The sequence below is a fragment of the Aminobacter sp. P4_D5 genome, from assembly GCF_056401815.1.
This window is the reverse complement of record NZ_JBFUIP010000661.1, coordinates 1-736: the sequence shown is the minus strand read 5'-3', so window position 1 is coordinate 736 and position 736 is coordinate 1. Positions and strand designations below refer to the sequence as shown.

The 736-nt window shown below is 70.5% G+C and carries 2 protein-coding genes; one reads left to right on the top strand and one right to left on the bottom strand.

Features of this window, described 5'->3' with window-relative positions:
• Positions 1-494: PaaI family thioesterase (locus AC1DWF_RS34170; protein WP_476842922.1), on the top strand; the 494-nt coding region annotated here is incomplete at its 5' end.
• On the opposite strand, the gene AC1DWF_RS34165 is transcribed toward AC1DWF_RS34170, so the two are convergent.
• Positions 469-736: hypothetical protein (locus AC1DWF_RS34165; RefSeq protein ID WP_476842921.1), on the bottom strand; the 268-nt coding region annotated here is incomplete at its 5' end. The genes AC1DWF_RS34170 and AC1DWF_RS34165 overlap by 26 nt on opposite strands.

Sequence of the window (736 nt, the reverse complement as noted above, 5' to 3'; positions counted from 1 at the left end):
GTCGAACGGCCGGCAGAGCTCTGCTACTGGCTCGGCGGCAATCCCTGTATCGGCCGCGTCGTCGCCGGGGCGCCCGCGTGACCCTCGCCGAGATCGAAGCGATCATGCATGCGGGCGTGCCCCTCGGCGCCGAATGGGGCGTGCGGCTGCTGGAGGCCTCGCCCGGCTATGCCAGGCTGGAACTGCCCTCCACCCCGCGCGTGCTGCGGCCGGGGAACACGGTCTCCGGCCCGGCGATCATGGGTCTCGCCGACATCGCCATGTGGGCCGCGCTGCTCGCCGGCACCGACGGCCGCGACGAGAGCCTGACGACGACCATGAACGTGAACTTCCTCCGCGCCTGTGGGCCGGGGCCGATCATCGCGACGGCGCGCGTCATCAAGGGCAGCGGGCGTACCATCTTCGGCGAGGTACTGGTCACGCGCGCGGACAGCGATGAGGTCGCGGTCCACATCACCCCGAGCTGGGTCAGGACGAAGCCGAAAGCACCCTGAGCCGCTCCAGAATCTCGTCGATCTCGTCATGATCAAGCGGCACCAGTTCGAAGACGACGTTACCGGCCGCCGCGCCCTGGTCGATGGTCCAGATCGAAGGCTCGCCTGCGTGCAGCGCCTGGACGAGCGAGACGGCCCGCGCAGGATCCATCTGCAGCCGCGCCCGCGCGAAGGGTAGGCCCGTCGGATCCGGCTGGGCGTCGGCCGTCACGCCCTGCAGCGTGCTCGCGCCTTCCAGGAAG